The sequence below is a fragment of the Erwinia psidii genome (genome assembly GCF_003846135.1).
Lineage (GTDB): Bacteria > Pseudomonadota > Gammaproteobacteria > Enterobacterales > Enterobacteriaceae > Erwinia > Erwinia psidii.
In genome coordinates, this window is the sequence record NZ_RHHM01000007.1 from 251,753 (window position 1) to 268,284 (window position 16,532).

The window sequence follows — 16,532 nt, forward strand, 5'->3', positions numbered from 1 at the left end:
CACCCGCGCCTTCCTGTGTAGGCGCCATCCGACAGATGCCTTTTAATATATTGATAAAAAACAATTTTATTCCAGATAATTGATGACCAAAAACCGTAAAGTATTTCACCTGAAACGCAACACCCCCCGCAAAAAAATACAGTCCCGTTATTTTCACCTGCCGAAAAATAGGGTTATCAGACAGTCCTGATTTACCGCAATATACAGCACATAAGTACCGCGAATGCACTACGCTTTTAAAAAGCTGGTTGCGAAATAAGAAGGAAAATATGCCACAAGATAAACAGACTAACCGCCGTATCGTACTGGCGTCACGGCCGCAGGGTGCACCAACAGGTGCCAATTTCCGTATGGAAACAGAACACCGTCCGGCCCCGGCCAGCGGACAAATCCTCCTGCGCACCGTCTGGCTTTCACTGGACCCCTATATGCGTGGTCGTATGAGTGATGCCCCCTCTTATGTTGCTCCGGTTCAGATTAACGAGGTGATGAGCGCCGGGACGGTAGCTGTCGTTGAGCAATCCGCCCATGATGATTACCAGCCGGGTGACTGGGTGGTCAGCCAGAATGGCTGGCAGGATTTCGCCCTCTCCGATGGCAAAGATCTGTTCAAACTGAGCGGCCCGGTGCTGAAACATCCTTCGTGGGCACTGGGGATGTTGGGCATGACCGGCTTCACCGCATATATGGGACTGCTGGACATTGGTAATCCACAACCCGGTGAAACTGTGGTGGTGGCTGCCGCGACGGGGGCGGTGGGTTCAATAGTGGGACAAATCGCCAAACTGAAAGGCTGTTACGTGGTCGGCATTGCCGGTGGGGCGGAAAAATGCCGCTATGCCGAAGCCGTGCTGGGTTTTGATCGCTGTCTCGACCACCGCAGTGCCGATCTGGCGGCATCGCTCAAGCGCTATTGTCGTGATGGTATCGATATCTATTTTGAAAGCGTTGGCGGTCAGGTTTTTAACGCCGTATTGCCGTTAATGAACACCAGAGGACGCATCCCGGTTTGTGGTCTGATTGCCGATTACAACCGTACAGAAAAATCGTCTGCCCCTGACCAACTCGCGCAATTTCAAAGCGCTATCCTGCGTAAACGGCTTCGCGTGCAGGGCTTTATCATCAATCAGGACTATGGTCATCGCTTCGGTGAATTTTTCAGGCAAATGAGCCAGTGGGTGGCGGAAGATCGTTTCATCTTCCGTGAGGATATTGTTGAAGGGCTGGATAACGCCCCGGAAACCTTTATCGGCATGTTGGAAGGCAAAAATTTCGGCAAGGTGCTGGTAAAAGTCGCAGGCGATAAGCCATGAGGAAAACAGAATGAAAATAGTAATGGTGCTGACCTCGCACGATCGACTGGGTGATACCGGCAAAAAAACCGGATTCTGGTTGGAGGAATTTGCGGCACCTTATTATGTCTTCCGTGATGCCGGAGCCAGTATTGTGCTGGCGTCCCCGGCAGGAGGACAGCCGCCGCTCGATCCGGTGAGTGACCAGCCGGATGCGCAAACAACAGAGACGCAACGTTTCCGCCAGGATATGGTCGCACGGCAGGCGCTGGCCAATACACAGCGGCTGGCCACCATCGACAGCAGCAACTTTGATGCGGTGTTTTATCCGGGTGGCCACGGTCCGCTGTGGGATCTGGCAGAAGATCGGCACAGCATTGAACTGATCGAAAACTTCTGTGCCAACGGTAAACCCGTCGGGGCGGTCTGCCACGCTCCAGGCGTACTGCGGCAGGTGAAAAATGCCGATGGCAGTATGCTGGTGGCCGGTAAACACGTCACCGGTTTCAGTAACAGCGAAGAACGCGCCGTTGGACTGACAAATGTGGTACCTTTTCTGGTCGAGGATGCGCTGATTGCACTGGGTGCCCACTACGAAAAAACCGTCGACTGGGGCGTTTTCACCCTCACCGACGGGCTGCTGGTCACCGGGCAAAATCCGGCATCCTCCGCCGCCGCAGCTAAAGCGCTGCTAAAACTGCTACGCTCATAAACACCAGGAGGTGGAATGAAACTGTTTAGCCAGGATTTTAACGATGGCGATAAGTTGCCTGAACGGCAGGTTTTTAACGGCATGGGCTACACCGGAGACAATCTGTCTCCGCATCTGATTTGGGACGACGTTCCGGCCGGTACGAAAAGTTTTGCGATAACCTGCTACGACCCCGATGCACCGACAGGCTCCGGCTGGTGGCACTGGGGTGTGGCAAACCTGGCAGCGGATACCCGCGTACTGCCACAGGGAGCCGGTTCCGGCGTGGCTGAACTGCCTTCCGGCACGGTACAGACCCGCACGGATTTTGGTAAGGCGGGCTACGGTGGCGCAGCACCGCCCAAAGGAGAAAGCCACCGCTACATCTTTACGGTGTATGCCCTCGACGTGGAAAAGCTCGACGTGGATGAAAACGCCAGCGGCGCTTACCTCGGTTTTAATATTCATTTTCATCAGCTGGGCAGCGCGTCAGTGACGGCAATCTATAGCTGAGCATCACCTTACCGGCACAAAGGGGCGAATATCGCCCCTTTTTTCTGCCTGTTATCCACGACCAGGATGTCGCTTAAGCATCAGATTGCCGCGATGGTCACCCACATTGGCCCCTGGCCAACGGCATAGCGCGCCAGCGGTTGCAGTAATCCCTGCGCCGCGCTGATTTTACTGACTTCAATATGATGTGACTTCTGCCCGGCAGCCACCAGATAGTTGCCGCTGTGGTCAATGTTAAACCCGCGCGGCTGGGTTTCCGTAGGCTGATGCCCTGCTACCGTCAGTTGACCACCGTCGTCGCTCACGTTGAACACCGTTATCAGACTGGCAGTCCGGTCGCAGCTGTAGAGATGGCGACCATCCGGCGTCAGATGAATATCTGCCGCCCAGCGGGTGCCGCTGAAGCCGGCGGGCATCATATCAAGGCTCTGCACCCGCACCACCTCACCGTTCCCGTTGTTCAGCTGCCAGACATCCACGCTGCTGTCCAGTTCATTGACACAGTAGGCGAACGCTTTGCCGGGATGAAACACCATATGACGGGGACCCGCGCCCGCGGCGGTGGTCACCTGCGACTGCGGGCGCGGTTGCAGTGTGCCGTTCTCCTGCAAATCAAACAGACAAATGCGATCCTGTTTCAGCGCGGGCACAAACAGAATGTTGTTATCAACATCGATATTCGCCGAATGGCAGCCTTCCAGCCCGCTGATTACCTGTAGTGGCTCACCCGGCAGGCCGTCGGCGTTGACCGGAGAAACACTGACGCAGGCATCGTTATAAGAGCCGACAAAGATAAAGCGCCCCTGACGGTCGAGGGAAATATGGGTCGGACTCCCCGGCAACGCCGCATGACCGGCTTCCTGCAGCTTGCCTTGATCATCGATCCTGAAGGCGACAATGCGAAATTCCGGGCGCACGCCAACATAGAGAAAACGTTTGTCCGGGCTGACCACCATCGGCTGTACCTGCCCCGGCGCATCCACCACCTGTAACAGCGTCAGCGCGCCTTCATGGTCAAGCTGCCAAACGTGGATCTGCTGGCTTTCCGGGCTGGCGGTATAAACGACCTGTTTCATCAGTACTCCTTTTTCGGGATTTGCTTTGCCGCAAAGGGTAGCGTGTTTTTCCCCGTCGCGTGGAGGGATTGTTGCGGCGGTTTTGTTGGGCCGCCCGCAGGTGTACACTCAACCCTTTCTGTTCAGTCAATTTCGGAACCGTTTATGAGTTATCGCATTATTGCTTTGGACCTCGATGGCACCCTGCTTACCCCCGCCAAAACCATTCTTCCTGAGTCGCTGGTCGCGCTGCAAAAGGCCCGCGAGGCGGGTGTAAAAGTGATTATCGTCACGGGTCGCCATCATGTTGCTATCCATCCTTTTTATCAGGCACTGGCGCTGGATACACCTGCAATCTGCTGTAATGGCACCTATTTGTATGATTATCATGCAAAAAACGTCCTGAAATCCGATCCGCTGCCAAAACCGCAGGCGCAGCAGGTCATTACGCTACTGGATAAAGCGGGTATCGACGGACTGCTGTATGTGGATAATGCCATGCTCTGGCAGACCGAAACCGGCCATGTCAGTCGCACCATTCAATGGGGCCAGGGGCTACCTGAACATCAGCGCCCGGTGTTCGTCAGGGTGGACAGCCTGGCAAACGCGGCTGAGCAGGCTGACAATATCTGGAAATTTGCCCTGTCCCACCCGGATACCGTTGCCCTGCAACACTGCGTTAATGAGGTGGAAAAAACGCTGGGACTGGCCTGCGAATGGTCATGGCACGATCAGGTGGATATTGCCAACGCCGGTAACAGCAAAGGAAAACGTCTGGCTGAGTGGGTGGCAGCAGAAGGGTTGCAGATGAGCGACGTGCTGGCTTTTGGCGATAACTATAACGACCTGAGTATGCTGGAAACGGCAGGGCTTGGTGTGGCGATGGGTAACGCCGACGAGGCGATTAAAGCCCGGGCGGGCCGGGTTATCGGCACTAATCTGCAGCCGGGTATCGCAGAAACCATCTGCCGCGAAATACTGTGAACCCGTCAGGGGGTGATGGCCACGCTTTTGATCTGTGCATAGAGCCACATTCCCGGTTTGATCATCAGTTCATCTTTCGCCCACGGGGTGATCCTCGCCCAGATTTCGCTTAATCCCACCAGCAGTTTGACCTCAATCTGCTGGCCAACTTCCACCAGTTCAGCGACCTGTGCCGGAATAACATTACGAATGCTACTGTTGGCAGGCGGTTGCAGCACCAGCGAAACATCGGCGGACTGAATACGGATGCGCATCGGCGTTTTCAGCGGTGCATCCACCCGACTGACCCAGATATGCTGATCGCCCAGCGAAAGTGCGGTCATCGCATAGTGCGGATGCTGCTCCAGCACCTGCACGCGCAGTACGCTGCTCAAATCTGCATACGGTAACCAGGGCCGCATCGCGCTACTGGCCCAGACTTTCTCCAGCGTATCCAGCGCTTTTACCTCGCCATTGTCCAGCAGCAGGACATTATCCGCCAGATGTACAATTTCATCCAGACTGTGGCTGACATAGAGAATGGGGATCTCTACCTGTTTCGCCAGCGATTGCAGATAGGGTAACAGCTCCCGTTTGCGCAACAGATCCAGCGACGCCAGCGGTTCATCCATCAGCAAAATTTCTGGTGCGGTCAGCAGCGCCCGACCAATGGCGACCCGATGTTTTTCACCACCGGACAGTGAGGCAGGAAAACGATCCAGCAGATGTTCAATCCCCAGCAGCCTGACCAGCGGATCAAACTGTGACCGCATACTCCTCGTCATACCGTAGGCAAGATTACCGCGCACCCGGTAGTGGGGAAACAGCCTGGCGTCCTGGAAAACATAGCCCGCACGCCGTTTTTCCGGCGGCAGATACACCCCGTTCTCAGCATCGCTGAGCACTCTGCCATTCAGCACAATACGCCCTTCCTGCGGCTGCGATAAACCGCCGATGGCGTTAATCAGCGAGGTTTTTCCCGCGCCGGAGACGCCAAAAATAGCGGTAATCCCCTTCGACGGTAGCTGGGCATTAATTTTAAGCAGGTGATCCCCAAGACGCTGGGTGAAATTTAACGCTAGCATCCGCCCCCCAGTCGCTTACGGCCCCAGCGGGCCAGCCATTCCGACGCCCACAGCGACACCAGCGCCAGCATAATCGCAATCACACAAAGCCGTGCCGCAGCGTTTTCTGCTCCCGGCGTTTCAATTAAGGTGTACATGGCGGAAGGCAGGGTGCGGGTTTCGCCGGGAATATTGGACACAAAGGTGATTGTGGCACCAAACTCTCCCAGCGAACGGGCAAAGGCCAGCACCATTCCTGCAATAATTCCCGGCAGCATCAGCGGCAGCGTGATGGTAAAAAACACCCGCCAGCGGCCAGCCCCCAGCGTGCGGGCGGCCAGTTCGATTCTGCCATCGACCCCTTCCAGTGCCAGACGGATCGCCCTGACCATCAGCGGAAAAGCGATCACTGCAGAGGCCAACGCCGCTCCACGCCAGCTGAATGCAAAGGTAAAGCCAAACCAGTTATACAGATATTCACCAATCAGACCACGACGCCCAAACCCCAGCAGCAGCAGATATCCCACCACTACCGGCGGCAGCACCAGCGGCAGGTGAACCAGGCTGTCAAGCAGGGTTTTGCCGGGAAAACGGCAGCGCACCAGCAGCCACGCCATCGCGATCCCGACCGGCAGACTGCACAGCACCGCCACGCCGGAAACCTTGAGACTGAGGGCAACAGCCTGCCATTCGGGGTCAGTAAGGATCATGATTTAGGTGTAAATCCATAGCGTTTGAACACGGCGGCAGCCTGTGGGCCTTTCAGATACTGATAAAAGTCTGACACGGCGGCAGAGTGATGCTCACCCGTCATCGCCATCGGGTATTCCACCGGCTTATGGCTGTTTTCAGGAAACACCCCCACTACGGTAACTTTTTCACTGGCTACCGCATCAGATCCATAGACGATACCGTAAGGTGTTTCATTACGTTCAACCAGCGCCAGCGCGGCACGCACGCTGTTGCCCCGCGCCAGTTCAGGTTCCAGCTCAGACCAGGCCCCCAGCTGTTGCAATGCCTCTTTGGCATAGATCCCGGCGGGAACATGATCCGGGTCACCCACCGACAAACGCTGGCCTTTCAGCAGGCTTTTCCAGTCGGTGGAGGCAGAGAGGGTCACCTTCTGCGGCTGACTTATCGCCGGGGCCACCAGCACCAGATCGTTACCCAGCAAGGTAACCCGGCTGGAGGTATCGATACTCTTTTTTTGCGCTGCGTAGTCCATCCACTGTTGGTCGGCAGAGATAAACAGATCGGCAGGCGCGCCCTGTTCGATCTGACGGGCCAGCGTTGAGGAAGAAGCAAAAGAGGTTACCACCTTCACTGCTTTGCCTTTCTGATACTGAACCGCGATATCTTCCATCGCATTGGTCAAAGACGCTGCCGCAAAAACGGTGATGTTATCTGCCGCAAGGGCATGTGTAGCCACACCGGCACTGAGCGCAGCACCAACAAAGAAATGGCTTAACTTCAAAGACATGGTGTTCTCCATTAGGTGTCGTTATCTGCCTGATACTGTAACGAGACAAAAAACACTGTCACCGGAATTATCGGCAGGAATAGCAGGAAGTTGAGGCCGTTCGGAAAAACAAACGCCCGGCATATCCGGGCGTGAAGGGAAATGGTGTTACCGGCGGTTTTTCGCTGGCTGGTCATCACGATGACCTATTTTAGAGATAACGTTAAATACTTCACCCAGTCCGTAAATCAGTCCCAGAATGATCGCCATCACCACGGGAACCATGAGGATAGCTTCCCCAAGACCAATCAGTAATTCCAGCATGATTGTCTCCGCTGCCAGATATAAAAGCGTCATTGTATCGACAGCCCAAAAAACTGCACTGACCTTTTGTGCGTTTTTCGTAATTTTCGCCAGCGAACGCCAGGGGAATGACTGTTTTGGACGGTGAAGAGCCAGGCAACAGACGGTGAGCGCTGCTCACACAAGCCACGTCGCTCTCCGGCGGCATCGTTTCGCACCACTGACAGAACTCAACGCAGTCCGGCATGATGACCAACCGCGCTGCGACACAGCCCCATCGCCCAATAATACGCGGCACAGGAAACGATCGGTCGGTACTGTTCAGCACGCCTGTTACCGGTCCGGGTCAGACGTCGCGCCTTCAGTACTCCATGCAGGGCAACCGTTTCACTGCACCGGACCACGCCGCAGGATGGCGGCTGACAATATTCTGCTCCGGCACAGCACCTTATGTTACATCGCAAGCGTTCAGTATGGCTTTGATCGTCATATTCTGCATGGTGTACAGCGACGTGCAGAGGGTAAGAGCTCCCGCCCCGGCGGCAGGCGCCATCCTGACGCAGCGTGACACACACCTGTTGCTTTTCGCCATAATACTCAGCCAGGCGACGCCACTTCCGGCAATGAATTGCGGGATATTCCTCAGGAAATGAGCTGGTCTCCCCGCGCCGCGCTGGTACGCGGGGATCGGCGGGTCTGTTACTTTTGGTCCGGGTGACAGGGAATTATTGGGCAGAACCATTCCATGCAAAAGAAGGCTGAAAACATACCCAGCTTATCTCATTTTGTTGGCGCGGTTTAGCCCAATAAGGCCTCCTTATGATATGGCAATGCGTTATTCTCAGATATCCGCAGGCGTATACACTCTGGCAACAATGGCATGGCCATAAATATATCTGCCGGACGCCAGCTCACAGGATGTTGGTAACATTCAGCTACCTGCTATCGGTGCTGCAAAATATCTGACGATTATCAACGCAATCAGGAATGGCACTCCCACAAACTCGATATTTTAAGGTAGGAGTGCGGTTTTTGATCGAAAAAGGGTACCCATTCCATTAAGTTGACAGACTTTGTTTTGCTGTGGGATGTTTTACATTTGTCGTAGGCCGCTCCCCAGTGCGCCTGCCATACCTGTTGATAAGTCGGGTTAAGCGGAACATTGCCGTCAACGGTAACCTGCCCCAGATAATCACACCAGCCGGGCGTCGTTGACGCTGAGAAAATGAATAAGAAGAGAAATGCTTTTGATAATAATGAAATACGAGATCGAATATAAAGATATATTTTATGCATAAAATCCACCTTGTTCTTAAATGAATACGAAAACATAAGGAGAGCCGCCCCTATCTTACAATTGATTTTCGCGAGTGAGGAAAAATCAGAATATTCCAATTAATAGTAAAAATAAGAAGCTGTTTAAAAGGCATTATTGCTGATAATATTTCCTGATTATTAAGCACGGCATGCCCTGTACGGGGGTATTCGGTGGTTATTTCACCGTTAATATTATTCTGCGTATTGTGCATCGGTACGGTAAATAAGCCGTCCGTTATTATCAACGGCGTGGGATGCTGGCTGAACCCGGTGTTAATAGCAATATGATCGGGATGGTATAACGTTGAATGGCCGGTGGACTTGCCTGCTCCGGGCACTTTCATTGCGCCGCGGCAGGAATAATTCCTACGCCCGGCAGCATATTATGCCCTGCCTGGCGGGAAGAGGTATAAGAACCTATCCCACCAGGCGTCATTGTCGCCGGCAGTCTGGACAAGGCCAGCGCGCAAAAACCGGAGCGTACACGAACTACGTGAGGATGTTGAGCACTGCCCATCAACAAACTGGCAAATAAAATAGCCTGATGGGATAGGCTCAAGGCCCGACTTAACAACATAACTGAATGATTTTAAAAAACTTAAATTCGAAGCATTATCGAAACAGTACAGGCTGAGGTCCCTGCCGGGATCACCAAACTCAGGCAGGCCATAAGCCGCAGAATCACTGACAATAACGGAAAGCGCCTCGTTTTCTCTAATTCACTCAATATGCTTAAAAAATATAATTAATATGCGATTTTGTACGGTTCGACTGCAACCTTCTCAGAATAAATATTACAGGCATCAGACCTCCCGTGATGGTGACGCCGGCATCTGCCGCGTCAACCTGTTATTCGCTATTATCCCGACGCGGATAAAACTCACCGCTATCCGCAACCGACAGGAAGCCGAATGACACTGCTGCGAAAAATGGGACTTTTACTGATACTGGCTCTGGCCGTGGTGGCACTCACCGTCTGGGGGTATCACGCCCATCGGGCTGACCCGCCGCCCCTCACCACAACGGTGGCTCGCGGTAATCTTGAACATGTGCTTTCCGTGTCCGGCATCCTGCAGCCTGTGCGCCGGGTTGATGTCGGCTCTCAGGCCTCAGGTCAACTGAAAAATCTTTACGTCAGCCCCGGTGATACGGTTAAGCAGGGGCAACTGCTTGGCATTATTGATCCCACCCTGTCCGAAAACACCCTCAAAGAGGCTCAGGTGGGGCTGAACAGTTTGCAGGCGCAGAAGCTGGCTGCCCAGGCACAACTGAAACGCGCCCGCCTGGCCCTGCGACGCACCCAGGAAATGTATGCCGAAAAGGCAGCTGCCCGTCAGGATATCGAATCGGCCGAAGCAGAGCTGCAGGTTCAGCGCTCGCAGCTGGCGGTAATTGACGGGCAGATTGAGCAGCAGCAAATCAGCGTCAGTAACGCCAACACCAACCTGGCTTACACCCGGATAGTTGCCCCGGTAAACGGTATGGTTCTTTCCGTTACCACCCAGGAGGGGCAGACCGTGGTAGCGTCTTATCAGGTGCCGGTTATTTTGCAAATTGCCGACCTCAGCACCATGCGCGTACGCGCGCTGATACCGGAAGCGGATATCAGCGAGGTGCGCACCGGACAGACCGCCTGCTTCACCACGCTCGGCACGGACACCCGCTCCCGCTGTGGCAAGGTCAGAACCGTGGAACCTTCACCGGAAAAAATCAACGACGCCTGGTTCTTTCACGCCCTGTTTGACATTCCCAACCCCGAGGGAAGCCTTCGACCTGACATGACCGCCCTGGTGACGCTGGTCCTCGGACGGGCGGAAAATGCCCTGATACTCCCGCTCACGGCGCTGGACAGAGCGCGGGGCAGCGATCGTTATGAGGTGACCGTCCTGCAACCCGACGGTCGTCGGGTGACACGGGAGGTGGCCGCAGGCATCAGTGACGCCAGTCATGTGGAAATTCTCAGCGGCCTGAAAGTGGGCGAGAAGGTGGTGATACCCGGCGCGATCGCGCCCGAAGGTGGACAATCATGACCGACGTGCACACGCAGGGTCCGCTGCCGCTGCTCTCACTGCACGGTGTCGGGCGGCACTTTACCACCGGGCGCGAAACCGTCCGGGCGCTGACGGATATCAGCCTGACCATTCACGCGGGAGAAATGGTGGCCATCGTCGGTCCCTCCGGCTCCGGGAAGTCAACACTGATGAATATTCTGGGCTGCCTCGATGTACCGGATACCGGCAGTTATCGCGTGAACGGCTGCGAGGCAAGCCGGTTAACGCCGGATGCGCAGGCCGCACTTCGCCGGGATCGGTTTGGTTTTGTCTTTCAGCGCTACCATCTGATCCCCACCCTGCCAGTTGAGGAGAACGTCGAGCTTCCGGCGCTGTATGCCGGAACGCCGCCCGAACAGCGGAGGGCACGCTCGCAGCGGCTGCTGGCCTCGCTGGGGCTGGAGGGGAGCGGCCCACGCGCCGTTACCCGGTTGTCCGGCGGACAACAACAGCGCGTCAGCATAGCCCGGGCGCTGATGAACGGTGGTGACATTATTCTCGCCGATGAACCGACCGGCGCACTGGACCACACTACCGGACAGGAGGTAATCAGCCTGTTGCAGGCGCTGAACCGTGACGGCCACACGATTATCATTATCACCCACGATCCCCTGGTGGCCGCCTGCGCCCGGCGGGTCATCACCCTGTCGGATGGCCGGCTGGTATCCGATACGCAGACCACGCCAGTTGCCCCCTCACCCTCGCGGGTCAACCGGTCTGCGAAGGCGGTGTCAGGCTGGCGAGGCCGCCTTCAGGATCTGTCTGGCCTGATGCGTGGTGCATGGCGCTCACTCAGCGCCCGGCGACTGCGCTCCGCTCTGACGCTGCTTGGCATCATGATCGGCATTATCTCGGTGGTGTCCCTCAATGCCGCCGGCGAAGGCACCCGGCGCTACGTGCTGGACAATATGAAATCACTGGGAGGGAATATCATCACTCTGTATCCCGGCGCAGGCCCGGGAGATGACCGGGCGGGGAGCCTGCATTCCCTCACGCCACGGGAACTGTCGGTACTGGCCGCACAACCGGCGGTAAGCGCACTGTCGCCCACGCTCAGTCTGAACCTGCGCCTCCGCTGGCAGCAGACTGACGCACAGGGTATGGTCAGCGGCGTAAGTTCTGATTTTTTACAGGTCAGCAATCTGACGATCATCGCCGGACGAAGCCTGTTGCCAGTGGACATTATCCGGCGACAGGGCGTGGTCGTGATTGATGAAAGCCTGCGGGACCGCCTGTTTTCGCCCGGAGTCAGCCCGCTGGGACAGGTCATTCTGGTGGGAACTCTGCCCTGCGAGGTGGTGGGGGTGGTGCGCACACCGTCCAACCAGGCGGGTAACAGCCTGCCACTGTGGCTACCCTGGAGCACAGCCCTGTACCGTCTTCAGGGGCAGTCGTGGTTTGATTCGGTGTCCATCTCGGTGGCGGACGGCGTGTCGCCTTCTCAGGCGACGCAGGCCCTGACAACGGTGCTGACCCGGTTACATGGCAGACAGGATGTCTGGATGCGCAACAGCGAGGATTTTCTGCGTTCGCTGGGCACGGTCAGTTCAGCCCTGACGCTCTTTCTGCTGGCCATTGCCCTTGTCTCCCTGCTGGTCGGAGGTATTGGCGTGATGAACATCATGCTGGTTTCCGTCACCGAGCGCACACGCGAGACCGGGATCCGTATGGCCGTTGGCGCCCGGCGGCGTGATATTCAGTATCAGTTTCTGGCTGAGGCGGTAATGCTGTGCCTCGCCGGTGCAGCAGCGGGTATCCTGCTGTCGGTTAGCGGCGGCCTGCTGCTGTCGGTGCTGATTAAGCCGTGGCGGATGGTCTTTTCTCTACAGGCGCTGCTGACAGCCACCGGTTGTGCAATGCTGACCGGACTGCTGTCAGGCTGGCTTCCCGCCCGACAGGCGGCGGGCCTTAACCCGGCGGAGGCGCTGGTACGCGAATGAAAATACACCGCCACTTCGCCCTTGCGGGCGGTGCGCTTCTGCTGGCGGTGATGCTCTGTGGAGGATGCAGCCTGCTACGTGATACGCCACCGCCACCGCCGCAGGTGCCGGAACGCTGGCTTACCAGCCCCCAGGCCGCCACACCGGGGTACAGGGAATTCTGGTCAGCCTTTAATGAGCCGGACCTGATGACCCTGCAGGCAAGGGCGCTGCGACAGAACAACAGCCTGAAGCTGAGCGCACTGAGCCTGAAGCTGTACCGCATCCAGGCGGATCTCTCACGCCTCAACCTGTCACCGGATGCCGCCCTGAGTGCCACCGCCGGCACCTCCCGACCGCTGACCACGGAAAACGGCATCGATCCGGCAATCAGCCGTTCGGCGGGTGCCAGCGCCTCACTTATCTGGCAGCCCGATATCTGGGGGCAGTACGGGGCCTCTGCGGAGGCTGCCGCGCTGGATGCACAGGCCGGGGAAGCCGACTGGCGCGCGGCGAGACTGACGCTGCTTGCTGCCGTGGCACAGGCTCACTGGCAGACGGGACTACTCAACCGGGTGCGCACTGACAATCTCCACAATCTTGAGGTAGCTCGTGAAACCCTGCACCTGGCTGAGGTGCGCCATCAGGCCGGTGCCACTGACATGGCGGATGTGCTGCTGGCACGCCAGCGCGTGTCTGAAGCACAGGGAACGTTGTCGCAGACGGAGCAACAGCTGGCGGCGGCGCGGACCACGCTGACACAGCTGACGGGCGACACGCCTGAAACCCACCTGCCAGAGCTACAGGCCGTCCCGGATACGCCCCTTCCGCTGCCAGCCGCCGGTCTGCCGGTGAGCCTGCTTGCCCGTCGGCCGGATGTACGGGCCGCGGAGCTGCGGGTTCGAAGCAGTGTGGCGCGGGCGGATGCCACCCGGCTGAGCTTTTATCCGGCGTTCAGCCTGACGGGCAGCGTCGGTACCGCCAGTCAAACCCTGACCAACTATCTGAGCAACCCGGTCGGTTCACTGGCACTCTCACTGAGTTTGCCGTTTATCCAGTTCCGCACCGCACGGCTGAGTAATGAAGCGGCCGGGGTGAACGCACAGATCGCAGCCGTGCAGTTCCGTCAGACGCTGTACGCCGCCCTGCAACAGGTGGAGAACGCCCTGTCGGACCGGACGCACCTGGACGAGCAGGCCGGCTGGCTGCGGCTTCAGCTGACGCAGGCACAGGAATCAGAACGGCTGTCACAGGCCCGCTGGCTGGCTGGCGCGACGGACATACAACCCCTGCTTGACGCTCAGACGGCACGTCAGCAGACAGAGTTGAGTCTGATGCAGAATAACCTCCAGCGACGTAGCAACGCCGCGGCACTGTATGTGGCACTGGGCGGGGATTACACCGCGGAGTGACACGCCCCCGGAGGGCGACGTGCATGCCCCCCGGTTGAAGTGAGCGAGTATTCATATTGCCGGACTGTCGACTGGCATTGCTCTCATCAAGGCAGGCGAGATAAGACAGGGTGATGGCGGCTCCAGAGTCTGCGGCATCATGGTTGGTTTTTCTGAAGTATTCGATACCAACATCGCTCAGGTGCTGATATTTCAACCCGCTTATTATTTACCGTTATGGCATGACCTCTTATTTTAAGTGAGGCGAAATGACTGCTGAGCGACAGGGTGAGTCTGACAACGCGCTGCAAAATAAAATCATGCGCTAACTGCAGAAGAAAAGCGACAGCAGCAAACTTCAGTGCATATGCTGGCTTCGGGCGCGGACGGAGGTAAAGCGATCCGGCATCACACTGAACGGTCGGGATTACGAGGCCACGGATGCTGCCTTCGTGGTGCGTCCCGATCGCTGCTCCTGTCTGCAGCCTGAGCAGCGTAAGGGCGTCAGGAAGGTTTTGGAAGGGATATCCTGCAGATGGCGCGGGACTGAGCCCGGCGGGACTGCCCGTGCGCGTCCTGGTCAACGAGGACACCCCGCTCAGGATGGTCGATGTAAAATGGGACCGACCTGTAAACAGGAAATATCGTGGTTCAACGCTTAAGGGAACGATTTCACACCTTGACTCTATTTCAGGGTAAAGGCCTGATAGCGGCGCTGAAAATTGCGTGCGTCATACCGCATAAGCGGCTGGATAACCAGGTGGTAATGAACCTGACAAGCCGAAAAGGACCTGGATTAGATCCGCCACTGAAAATGAATCCGGTAAAGACACTCACAGAGGTAACCACATACATATTTCACCGCCTGATTGACATTTCACATTTCTGAGATTGTAAGCGGGAGCCGCCAAAATTTTGCAATGTTATTTCGGCATTTTAGTTGAAGTTCCCGCCTTTTTGGCAGATGCCAGGTCAAGTGCGGCAATTAACCTTTCCTGTTTTCCTGTGACAGAAGGCAAAGAAGATTCATGCAGAACTCGTTTATTAACACCATGTTTATCCACTTCTGCAAATAACACATCCATTTCAGTATTGCTTTTGTACAGGATTTCATCTTCATCTTCACCTTCAATTGATAACTCACTAACATCCAACCCTGAATTCCCAAAAACTATCGAGATATTCCTGTCAGAATTTTTAGCGGGAAAATCATCACCTTTACTAAATAATGTTGCCACGTCTAATTTTTTAGAGGTGGAAAGATAGCCGGCATCATGGCCTGAACTGTTCTCTGAAATATCTGAAAAAGCATCGCGTGAATCTGTACCCCGAAAAGTTTTAATCAGTTTATTATTGGTATGCATATCAAAATAAGAAGACATACCGCTATGAATCAATGAATCCCCCTTATTCATCTCTTCGTTATTTCTGAGTGCCTTATTTAATCCGACATAACTCCCATTAGTATAAAGCCCCATAGCTAACTTCTCTCCGTCTGGAACACCAACCAGTGGGACTGAGAGATATTGCTCAGCCTCCAACCCGAAATGTTCAATTAAGTCATTGCTTAGTTTCATTGATTCTTTTGAGATGAATTCAACACTATGCACGGATGATGAGTTATATTTTTTTTCGATATCACTCAGTTCTGCAGAATTAACCAGATTCGATATTTTGGAGATTTTTCCCAAAAAAATATCATATTTTTCCGAACGTTTCATTTCGTTTTTTTCATACTTAACAATGTGATTTAACTTAGGGTTGTTTGATGAGTTTTTTATTTGCAATAACTTCATTGCAAATTTAATATCAGTAGGTGAGTGATTTTTTTTAGCTAATTCAACTGCTGATTCAGTACTCTTAAATATACGCGATTTTATGTAAAGAGCCAGGGAGGAGTTTTCTAAACTAATCATCGATTTTACCTTTTAAAGAAATGTTAAGATAAATATATTGGCTATTTTATAAAGACCTCTCCTTGATTTCATACAAAAAAAGCTTTTTTTGTATGAAAGGATAGTGAAACGCTCAGTTTTTTTTGGAGACTACATTCTTTGAAACAAAGGAAAACAGGATCGTCATGCCGGACAATTGGGTCGCTTGCCCAGGCTCCAACAACCGGAGAACGCCCATTCAGTTTTATTATGCAGGTTATCCATATGCATCCTGATATCTGTAACCATCATAAAATGCAGGTAATTTACTACTATGTAAAATAAAGGACGTTATATTGTAATCTGGTGATGACAGTGTATACCCATTGGGTATTCGACGCACCGCTGACGGTGCTGATTGTTACACACGCCCTTTTTGCAGGGCTGACAGAATAATTTGTTCCGGGATCCGCATATTCATTCCTTATGATTATGTGAAAGTGTCCGCTAAATAACTTATATGGACACCTCTCCGATGCAAGCACCGGCAGGTCTCTTTCTGACAAAGTAGCCACACACATATATCCGGCTTCGTGAGCCCCGATGAACATCCGTACTCTCTGTCCTCATTAGTGCCATG

At 54.8% G+C, this 16,532-nt stretch carries 14 protein-coding genes; 7 read left to right on the top strand and 7 right to left on the bottom strand.

Translation table 11 applies throughout. From position 1 onward, the window contains the following. Nucleotides 1–269: 269 nt before the first annotated feature. From EB241_RS11015 to EB241_RS11025, 3 genes are read left to right on the top strand one after another with little or no spacing between them, the layout of a single operon-like run. Complete coding sequence (locus tag EB241_RS11015) at nucleotides 270–1,313, top strand: NADP-dependent oxidoreductase (RefSeq protein ID WP_124233218.1); 1,044 nt, start codon at nucleotides 270–272, stop codon at nucleotides 1,311–1,313. 10 nt (nucleotides 1,314–1,323) lie between these two features. Then, the gene (locus EB241_RS11020; protein ID WP_124233219.1) at nucleotides 1,324–2,004 is read left to right on the top strand and encodes a type 1 glutamine amidotransferase domain-containing protein; all 681 of its coding nucleotides are present in this window, start codon (nucleotides 1,324–1,326) and stop codon (nucleotides 2,002–2,004) included. A 15-nt stretch (nucleotides 2,005–2,019) separates the two neighbouring features. After that, on the top strand, nucleotides 2,020–2,496 hold the full coding sequence (locus EB241_RS11025) for a kinase inhibitor (RefSeq protein WP_124233220.1): 477 nt from the start codon (nucleotides 2,020–2,022) through the stop codon (nucleotides 2,494–2,496). 80 nt (nucleotides 2,497–2,576) lie between these two features. Here EB241_RS11025 and pgl read toward each other — a convergent pair whose 3' ends face one another. Next, the gene (gene pgl, locus EB241_RS11030) at nucleotides 2,577–3,572 is read right to left on the bottom strand and encodes a 6-phosphogluconolactonase (RefSeq protein ID WP_124233221.1); all 996 of its coding nucleotides are present in this window, start codon (nucleotides 3,570–3,572) and stop codon (nucleotides 2,577–2,579) included. Between the two features lie 144 nt (nucleotides 3,573–3,716). Between pgl and EB241_RS11035 the strand changes: the two genes are divergently transcribed. Continuing rightward, nucleotides 3,717–4,535, top strand: coding sequence for a pyridoxal phosphatase (locus tag EB241_RS11035; protein WP_124233222.1), 819 nt, complete (start codon nucleotides 3,717–3,719; stop codon nucleotides 4,533–4,535). A gap of 5 nt (nucleotides 4,536–4,540) precedes the next feature. Here EB241_RS11035 and modC read toward each other — a convergent pair whose 3' ends face one another. The 5 genes from modC to EB241_RS11060 form a co-directional block, all read right to left on the bottom strand. Beyond that, the gene (gene modC / locus EB241_RS11040) at nucleotides 4,541–5,599 is read right to left on the bottom strand and encodes a molybdenum ABC transporter ATP-binding protein ModC (RefSeq protein ID WP_124233223.1); all 1,059 of its coding nucleotides are present in this window, start codon (nucleotides 5,597–5,599) and stop codon (nucleotides 4,541–4,543) included. Next, complete coding sequence (modB, locus tag EB241_RS11045; protein WP_124233224.1) at nucleotides 5,593–6,288, bottom strand: molybdate ABC transporter permease subunit; 696 nt, start codon at nucleotides 6,286–6,288, stop codon at nucleotides 5,593–5,595. Before modB ends, modC begins: the two co-directional genes overlap by 7 nt. Beyond that, entirely contained in the window at nucleotides 6,285–7,058 is a 774-nt protein-coding gene (gene modA, locus EB241_RS11050; RefSeq protein WP_124233225.1) for a molybdate ABC transporter substrate-binding protein, read from the bottom strand. The genes modB and modA overlap by 4 nt, the downstream gene beginning before the upstream one ends. A 147-nt stretch (nucleotides 7,059–7,205) precedes the next feature. Continuing rightward, a complete protein-coding gene (locus EB241_RS11055; RefSeq protein ID WP_124233226.1) occupies nucleotides 7,206–7,361 on the bottom strand; it encodes an AcrZ family multidrug efflux pump-associated protein in 156 nt (51 codons plus the stop codon). A 960-nt stretch (nucleotides 7,362–8,321) separates the two neighbouring features. Beyond that, nucleotides 8,322–8,636, bottom strand: a complete 315-nt coding sequence (locus tag EB241_RS11060) for a hypothetical protein (RefSeq protein WP_124233227.1) — start codon at nucleotides 8,634–8,636, stop codon at nucleotides 8,322–8,324. Between the two features lie 932 nt (nucleotides 8,637–9,568). Here EB241_RS11060 and macA point away from each other — a divergent pair. From macA to EB241_RS11075, 3 genes are read left to right on the top strand one after another with little or no spacing between them, the layout of a single operon-like run. Further along, nucleotides 9,569–10,687 (top strand): macrolide transporter subunit MacA, encoded by a 1,119-nt coding sequence (gene macA / locus EB241_RS11065; RefSeq protein ID WP_124233228.1) that lies wholly within the window; start codon nucleotides 9,569–9,571, stop codon nucleotides 10,685–10,687. Beyond that, the gene (locus EB241_RS11070; RefSeq protein WP_124233229.1) at nucleotides 10,684–12,648 is read left to right on the top strand and encodes an ABC transporter permease; all 1,965 of its coding nucleotides are present in this window, start codon (nucleotides 10,684–10,686) and stop codon (nucleotides 12,646–12,648) included. Before macA ends, EB241_RS11070 begins: the two co-directional genes overlap by 4 nt. Then, entirely contained in the window at nucleotides 12,645–14,039 is a 1,395-nt protein-coding gene (locus EB241_RS11075; RefSeq protein ID WP_124233230.1) for a TolC family protein, read from the top strand. Before EB241_RS11070 ends, EB241_RS11075 begins: the two co-directional genes overlap by 4 nt. 902 nt (nucleotides 14,040–14,941) lie before the next feature. Here the strand turns inward: EB241_RS11075 and EB241_RS11080 are convergent. Next, entirely contained in the window at nucleotides 14,942–15,934 is a 993-nt protein-coding gene (locus EB241_RS11080; RefSeq protein ID WP_124233231.1) for an ADP-ribosyltransferase, read from the bottom strand. Nucleotides 15,935–16,532: the final 598 nt, after the last annotated feature.